This window comes from Streptomyces prunicolor NBRC 13075 (genome assembly GCF_000367365.1).
Classification (GTDB): Bacteria; Actinomycetota; Actinomycetes; order Streptomycetales; family Streptomycetaceae; genus Streptomyces; species Streptomyces prunicolor.
Map to the genome: position 1 here is coordinate 63601 of NZ_BARF01000127.1, position 7207 is coordinate 70807.

A 7207-nucleotide genomic window follows, 5' to 3' on the forward strand; every position below is an offset into this window, starting at 1 on the left:
GGCTACGTGGGCCTCGGCCGCCTCGATGGCGTCGGCGGCGGCATGAGCCGCGTACGCCGCTGCCGCCGCCGCGGACGCCCAGGAGGCGGCGTCCCGTCGGCCGCGCGGGACGCGGCGATCGTGGCGGCCACGGCGCGTCCCGTGTCCGCGCCGATGGGCGCGCCGGAGGCGGCCAACCCGCCTGCGGCCCGGCGCGCTTCGAGCAGGTCGGCTTCGTGGAGCGTGCCGTCCAGGAAGCCTTCCGCGGCCCGGAGGCACTGACGGGCCCGGGCGTCGACGGGGTGTCGCCGCTCCAGATGGTCGAGGGCGTCCTGCGCGCACCGGACCGCGAACCGTCGTAGAACGCCCGCCGGTATCTCTTCCACGAGCCGCATCTCGCTCGCCGCGAACTTGTGGGTCTGCCGGGAGATCTCGCCCCTCGCCTCCGCGAGGAACCAGCGCCGGCCGTACACGTCGCGCAGGGAGTCCCTCGGCGTCGGGGATACGTGCAGGCCGTTCGCACAGCAGCGGACGGGCCCGGTCGTCCGGTTCCACTCGCCGATCCGCCAGGTCACGTCTCCGTTCACCGTGCCCACACAACGTCCTCCCGCCCAGAACCACGGCGAGCCGATCTGGCTTCGTGAGGCCGGGCGCGACGCCAAGCCGAAGGCGCAGCCGCTCACGCGTGAGCGGATCGTGCGGGCCGCGATGGCGGTCGCCGACAGTGAGGGGCTCGACGCCGTCTCGATCCGGCGGATCGCCGGGGAGTTGAAGGCCCGGCCGATGAGCCTCTACGCGCACATCGCCAGCAAGGACGATCTGTTCGAGCTGATGCATGACGCCGCCGCGGAGGAGACGCTCGTGGGAGACGTCCCCTCCGACTGGCGCGAGGCGTTGCGCGTGCTCGCCCGGTCCAACCGGGCCGCCGCGCTGCGCCACCCGTGGCTGCTGGCCACCCGGGACACGGGGTGCCCGGTCGGCCCCGCCTCGCTCAGGCGCATGGACGAATCCGCCGCCGCGGTACGGGGGTTGGACGCCGACAGCGCCGTGCTGCGCGCGCTGATCCTCGCGGTCGACACGTTCACGCTCGGGCATGTGATGGCCGAGCTGTCCGGCGGGATCCGGCGCCGGACCACCGAGGAGGCCGGCACCGCCCGCCGCGCGGCCACCACCGAGTACGTCCAGAAGCAGATCGACGCCGGCGGGCTCCCCCACCTCGCCGAGACCGGTTTCTCCGAGCTGCTCCACAACGACGACCCGGAGGCGAGCTTCGAACGCGGCCTCGACTGGCTGCTGGCCAGCGCCGCCGAGTCACTCACGAAGTAGCTGCCTACGGAGAGGTCGTCTACTTCGTGGTCGCCTACGGAGCAGTCGTCTACGGAGTGGTCGTCTACGGAGTGGTCGTCTACGGAGAGGCCGCTTGCGTCCGCCGGCTAGAAGGCGCTCGCGGCCGCCGCCTCGGCCTCCGGCAGCAGGTCCTTGCTCTGCTGGATCATCCTCGCGTAGGTGCGGTCGGGGTCCGAATTGTCGAGCGCGAATCGCAGGAGAGCGCCGGACCAGTCGTCGAAAAGCACGAACGTGCGGTCCACCATGCGCCTGGATTCCTCGCGCTGGGCCTCGTCGAGGGACGGCAGGCTCGTTTCTTCGACTTCCGGTGACTTGATGCTGTGCGACGCCTCCGCCAGGTAATGCTTCGTACCGAAGAATTCGCATTCACGACCGTCCCGCAGCGCGATTCCACGGCAGTGGGTGAAGATCGTGATGGAGACCGCCTCGATGGACTCGACCATGGCGAAGACGGCATACGTGGGCGCGCCGGCGGCGAGTGCGGCCAGTTCCAGGACGAGGCGTCGGGAGTGCTGGAAGTCCGCGCTCCACAGGACGCGGGTGGCGTCCGACAGGGGCAACTCGCGGTCGGCGCCCAGCTTCTCCAGGTCGGCCAGCATCCACTGCCAGTGGAAGTCCTCTTCGTACGTGTGCGCGTTGAGCAGGGACTGCAACGGGTCGCGTTCGGCCTCCTCGGCGCTCTTGCGGAAGACGTATTTGTTCAGGTCGGAGTAGCCCATGATGAACGGAATCACACTGGGTCCCCAGGCCAGGCGCTTTTCGCCGGGGAGAGATTCGTCGGCCAATAATTCGGTGAAGAATTCATGCCCTTCGTACGACGCCCGGCATTCCTCTATGTAATCGATGACCTTTTGCACGATAACTCCGTCGGGGAGGCGGGGGGATGACCTGCCATATCTATCATTGTCGAAATCGATGCGGGTCGACTTTTACTTGATCACGCCCTCACCTTCACCTGCGGGACAGATGTCAACCCAAGGTTGACACTCCCACCCTGTCAACCTAAGGTTGACACATGACGACCAACCCGAACGTCACCTCATCCGTACGTCTCGACGACCTCATCGACGCCATCAAGAAGGTCCACCCCGCGCCGCTCGACCAGCTCCAGGACGCCGTGATCGCCGCCGACCACCTGGGCGACGTGGCCGACCATCTGATCGGGCACTTCGTGGACCAGGCACGGCGTTCCGGTGCCTCCTGGACGGACATCGGCAAGAGCATGGGCGTCACCCGGCAGGCGGCGCAGAAGCGGTTCGTGGCGAAGGAGTCGGCGGACCTCGATCCCAGTCAGGGGTTCAGCCGGTACACCCCGCGCGCCCGCAACGTGGTCATGGCCTCGCACAACGAGGCCATCGCCGCCCGCAACCCCGAGGGCCGCCCCGAGCACCTGGTCCTCGGTCTGCTGGCCGAACCGGACGCCCTGGCGGGCAAGGCGATCACCAGGCAGGGGATCCTGCTGGACGCCGTACGCCAGGCGGCCACCGCGGCGCTCCCGCCGGCCGCCGACGAGGTCCCGGACCTCGTCCCCTACGGCCCCGACGCCAAGAAGGTCCTGGAACTCACCTTCCGCGAGGCCCTGCGCCTGGGCCACAACTACATCGGCACCGAGCACATCCTGCTCGCCCTCCTGGAGCACGAGAACGGCGAGGGCGTGCTGAACGGCCTGGGCATCGACAAGCCGACCTCCGAACGGCACATCTCCGAGATGCTGCATCAGCTACAGGGCTGAGCCGCAGGTCACGGGGATTGTCAGTGCCGCCTGCCACACTCGCGGACATGACCGATCGCTGGGCGCTCGCTCCGGCCGAGGGTGGTGGTGCGGAGGTCGCCGCCCTCGGTCCTGACGGGCTGCCCGTGGGGGCGGTGGGGTGGGAGGCGGATCTTGTCGAGGCCGTGCGTCGGCGGCCTGACGTGGGGCGGTGGGTGTGGCGGTCCACTCCCGAGGTGTATCCCGTGCTGCTCGCCGCGGGGGTGCGGGTGGAGCGGTGCTACGACGTGGAGGACGCCGAGACCCTGCTGCTCGGGCACGAGGGGCGGCACGGTGAACCGCGGTCCGCGGCGGCCGCGCTGGCCCGGTTGCGCGGCGGGGCCGTCCCGCCGGATCCGCCGCAGCGGGCCGCCGAACCGGGCGCGCAGCCCTCGCTCTTCGAGCCGCAGAGCGTCCATCTCCCGCTGGCCGACCTGCTCGCCGTGTACGCCGAGCAGCAGCGGCGGCACGACGCCACCACCCACCCCGACCGGATGCGGCTGCTCACCGCCTCCGAGTCGGCGGGGATGCTGGTCGCCGCCGAGATGAACCGCGCGGGGCTGCCCTGGAGCGCCGACGTGCATCGGGAGATGCTGCACGAGTTGCTGGGCGAGCGGTACGCGGGCGGCGGTGAGCCCCGGCGGCTCGCCGAGCTGGCCGACGAGGTGTCCGCCGCCTTCGGGAGACGGGTGCGGCCCGATCTGCCGGCTGACGTGGTCAAGGCCTTCGCCGAGGCCGGGATCAAGGTCAAGTCCACCCGGCGCTGGGAGATCCAGTCCCTCGACCATCCGGCCGTGAAGCCGCTTCTGGAGTACAAGAAGCTGTACCGGATCTGGGTGGCGCACGGCTGGTCCTGGCTGCAGGACTGGGTGCGGGACGGGCGGTTCCGGCCCGAGTTCCTCGCGGGCGGGACGGTCACCGGGCGCTGGGTCACCAACGGCGGGGGCGGGCTGCAGATCCCCAAAATCATCCGGCGGGCCGTCGTCGCCGACCCGGGCTGGCGGCTCGTCGTCGCCGACGCCGACCAGATGGAACCGCGGGTGCTCGCCGCGATCTCCCGCGACCCCGGGCTGATGGAGGTGGCCGGCCGCGCCACCGACCTCTACCAGTCCGTGTCCGACCGCGCCTTCTCCGGCGACCGCGACCAGGCCAAGATCGCCGTGCTCGGCGCGGTCTACGGCCAGACCTCCGGCGACGGCCTCAAGAACCTCGCCGCGCTCAGACGCCGGTTCCCCAAGGCGGTGGCGTACGTCGACGATGCCGCGAAGGCGGGCGAGGAGGGGCGGCTCGTCCGGACCTGGCTGGGGCGGACCTGCCCGCCGGTGGCCGGGGGCGAGGACGCGGCGGAGGAGGCGGGCATCCCCCAGGACGATCCGGTCACGGCCCCCGCCGACCAGGGCTGGGTGCCCGGTTACGCCTCCACCAACTCCCGCGCCCGGGGCCGTTTCGCCCGCAACTTCGTCGTCCAGGGCAGCGCGGCGGACTGGGCCCTGCTGATGTTGGCCGCGCTCCGCCGGTCCTGCGCGGAGCTGGCGGCCGAGCTGGTCTTCTTCCAGCACGACGAGGTGATCGTGCACTGCCCCGAGGACGAGGCCCCGGCCGTGGCCGCCGCGATACAGGAAGCGGCCGACCTCGCCGGGCGGCTGACGTTCGGGGAGACGCCGGTGCGGTTTCCGTTCACGGTGGCGGTGGTCGAGTGCTACGCCGACGCCAAGTAGGGCCTACGGCTGCGGTGTGCGGGGCCTGTCGCTGAGGGGGCCTGGGTCTACGGCTGCGGGGGTCGACGCGCGTCACGCTGCGACAACAGCTCGCCCAGCTCCTGGACGACGGCCTTCTCGTCCGTCCCGTCGAGCGCTTCGAGAGCCGCCCGCCATTCCTCGTACGCCTCCTCCACGCGGCCCTGTCCCCGTAGCAGCAGGCCGAGTTGGTGCCGGGCCAGGCCGCCCATGTAGCGGTCGGCGCGGGCGTCCGCGCGGCGGATCAGTTCGGCGCACTCGATGTCGGCGCGTTCGGTGTCGGCGCCGCGTCCGGTATCGGCCTGTTCGGTATCGGCCCGTTCGGTGCGGCCGAGGAGGCGGAGGGCGCGGACCAGGCCGAGGCGGGTCTGCGACTCGCCGTGCCAGTCGCCGTGGCCGCCGAGGATGCGCAGGCTCTCCTCGAAGTGCGGTACGGCGGCGGCCGGTTCACCGAGGGCGAGATGGGCGTAGCCGATGTTGCAGTGCGCGGAGTGCTGCACGATGACGGCGCCGATCTCGTCGCCGATGGCGAGTGAGCGGCGGTGCTGTTCGATGGCGGCGCGGGGGTCGGTGTGCTCGTACAGGTTGCCGAGGTGGCTGTGGGTCACGGCCTCGCCGTACGGGTCGTTCAACTGCCGTGAGTGGGCGAGGCTTTGGCGCAGGGCGACCCCGGACTCGGCGTAGCGGCCCAGACCTTCGAGGAGCAGGCCGCGGTTGTTGAGGCAACGGCGGATCCAGGAGACGGTGTCGAGCCGCCACCAGATCGCGAGGGCCTGGTCGTTGAGGACGAGGGCCTCGTTCTGCCGACCGGTCAGGAAGTGCAGCCCGGCGAGATCGCCCAGCGCGTACGCCTCCGCCGCCGCGTCCCCGAGCCGCCGTGCCGCGCTCAGGGCGGCCCGGCCGAGCACCTCCATCTCGGCGACGCGGCCGCCGCGCAGGATGTAGGGGAAGAGGAGGCGGACGAGGGTGGAGACGTGGGCGGTCCGGTGGAGGTCGACATCGGGAGTGTCGTGGTACCGGGTTACCAGCGTCACCACGTTCTCCAGCTCCAAGTCGCCCCAGGCGAAGGCGTCTTCGGGGCGGGGGAAGGGGGCGGTGGCCGCCACTTCCGTGGCGTGACCGGGGGGCTGCGCGGCGGTCGGCCGGCGGCGGTCGTCCTGGTCAAGACCCGGTTCGACGATCGCGGTGAGGGCGCGTTCGGCGCGGGCGGCGTACCAGGCGAGGGCGGTTGCTGTGAGGTCGGTTTCGGTGGGGGCGGTGCCGGTGGGGGCGGTGCCGGTGAGAGCGTTTTGGAAGGGCGTGGCTTCGAAGGGGGTGGCTTCCATGAGGTCGGTGTCGGCGCGGGCGGCCTTCCCTTCCCTGCCGCCTCCCTTGCCCCTCTCCCCCTCCAACTCCCCTCCCCCCTCCGCCAGTTCGCGGGCGAAGTCGCGGACCAGGTCGTGGGGGGTGTAGCGGCCGTACGCCGTCTCCTCCAGGAGGGCCACGTCGACGAGGCGGTCGAGGGCGGACTCGGTGCGGCGTTCGTCGGTGCCGGCGAGGCGGGCGAGCAGGGGGGCGCCGTACGACGGGAGGTCGAGGGCGCCGATGTGGCACAGGGCGCGGGCCGCGGCCCGGTCGGTCTCGCGCTCGGAGGCGGCGAGGGCGTCGTGGGCCACGGCAAGGGAACGGCGGACGCTGAGGTCGTCGTACTCCAAGTGGTGCAACCGGCTTTCCGTGGCGGCCAGTTGACCGGCGAGGAAGTCCGGGGTGAGGGCGCTGCGGGCGGCCAGCCTGGCGGCGACGACGCGCAGGGCGAGCGGCAGGCGGCCGGTGAGTTCGACGAGGGGGTGGGCCGCGTCGAGGCCGTCGCGTCCGCTGACCGCGCGCAGCAGGGCGGCGCTGTCCTCGCCGGACAGGGGCGCCAGCGGGAAGCGGCGGGCACCGTCGAGCGCGGTCAGCGGCGAACGGCTGGTGACGATCACCGCGCACCCGGTGCCGGCCGGCAGCAACGGCCGTACCTGGGCGGCGTTCTCGGCGTCGTCCAGCACCATCAGCGTGCGGGTGGGGGCGAGCAGGGAGCGGAGCAACGCGCTTGCCGCGTCCGGGTGTTCGGGGATGTGCCGGGGTTCGGCGCCGAGGTCACGGAGCAGCGCGTGCAACGCCTGGCCGGCGGTGAGGGGGGTTCTGCCGGGGGTGGCGCCGTGCAGGTTCACGTACAACTGGCCGTCGGGGAAACGGTTGCGGAGCTCATGGGCCGCGTGCAGCGCGAGGGCGCTCTTGCCGACGCCGGCCATGCCGCTGATGACGGCGAGGGGGCGGGGGGTGGGCTCGGTCGCCGGCGGCGCGAGGGTGTTGTGCAGGGCGCGGAGGGTGTCGGCACGGCCGGTGAAGTGGGCGGGGAGGGGCGGCAGTTGGG

At 71.9% G+C, this 7207-nt stretch carries 6 protein-coding genes; 3 read left to right on the forward strand and 3 right to left on the reverse strand.

Annotation, left to right across the window (positions count from 1 at the left end):
- Window positions 1-2: 2 nt before the first annotated feature.
- Window positions 3-575: a DUF7666 domain-containing protein gene (locus SPR02S_RS48520; RefSeq protein WP_158697998.1), complete on the reverse strand. Its 573-nt coding sequence runs from the start codon at window positions 573-575 to the stop codon at window positions 3-5.
- On the opposite strand from SPR02S_RS48520, the gene SPR02S_RS58120 reads away from it, so the two are divergent.
- On the forward strand, window positions 568-1305 hold the full coding sequence (locus SPR02S_RS58120; protein WP_052347187.1) for a TetR/AcrR family transcriptional regulator: 738 nt from the start codon (window positions 568-570) through the stop codon (window positions 1303-1305). The two genes, SPR02S_RS48520 and SPR02S_RS58120, sit on opposite strands and share 8 nt — an antisense overlap.
- A 107-nt stretch (window positions 1306-1412) precedes the next feature.
- On the opposite strand, the gene SPR02S_RS59370 is transcribed toward SPR02S_RS58120, so the two are convergent.
- Window positions 1413-2183 carry a hypothetical protein gene (locus SPR02S_RS59370; RefSeq protein WP_158697999.1) on the reverse strand — a complete coding sequence of 257 codons (771 nt, stop codon included), beginning with the start codon at window positions 2181-2183 and terminating at the stop codon, window positions 1413-1415.
- A 158-nt stretch (window positions 2184-2341) separates the two neighbouring features.
- On the opposite strand from SPR02S_RS59370, the gene SPR02S_RS48535 reads away from it, so the two are divergent.
- Both SPR02S_RS48535 and SPR02S_RS48540 read left to right on the forward strand, forming a co-directional pair.
- Window positions 2342-3058: a Clp protease N-terminal domain-containing protein gene (locus SPR02S_RS48535; RefSeq protein WP_019064311.1), complete on the forward strand. Its 717-nt coding sequence runs from the start codon at window positions 2342-2344 to the stop codon at window positions 3056-3058.
- A gap of 47 nt (window positions 3059-3105) precedes the next feature.
- Window positions 3106-4794, forward strand: a complete 1689-nt coding sequence (locus SPR02S_RS48540; RefSeq protein WP_019064312.1) for a bifunctional 3'-5' exonuclease/DNA polymerase — start codon at window positions 3106-3108, stop codon at window positions 4792-4794.
- Between the two features lie 47 nt (window positions 4795-4841).
- On the opposite strand, the gene SPR02S_RS58130 is transcribed toward SPR02S_RS48540, so the two are convergent.
- Window positions 4842-7207, reverse strand: a 2366-nt coding sequence (locus tag SPR02S_RS58130) for a tetratricopeptide repeat protein (protein ID WP_019064313.1), incomplete at its 5' end; no start/stop codon positions are given.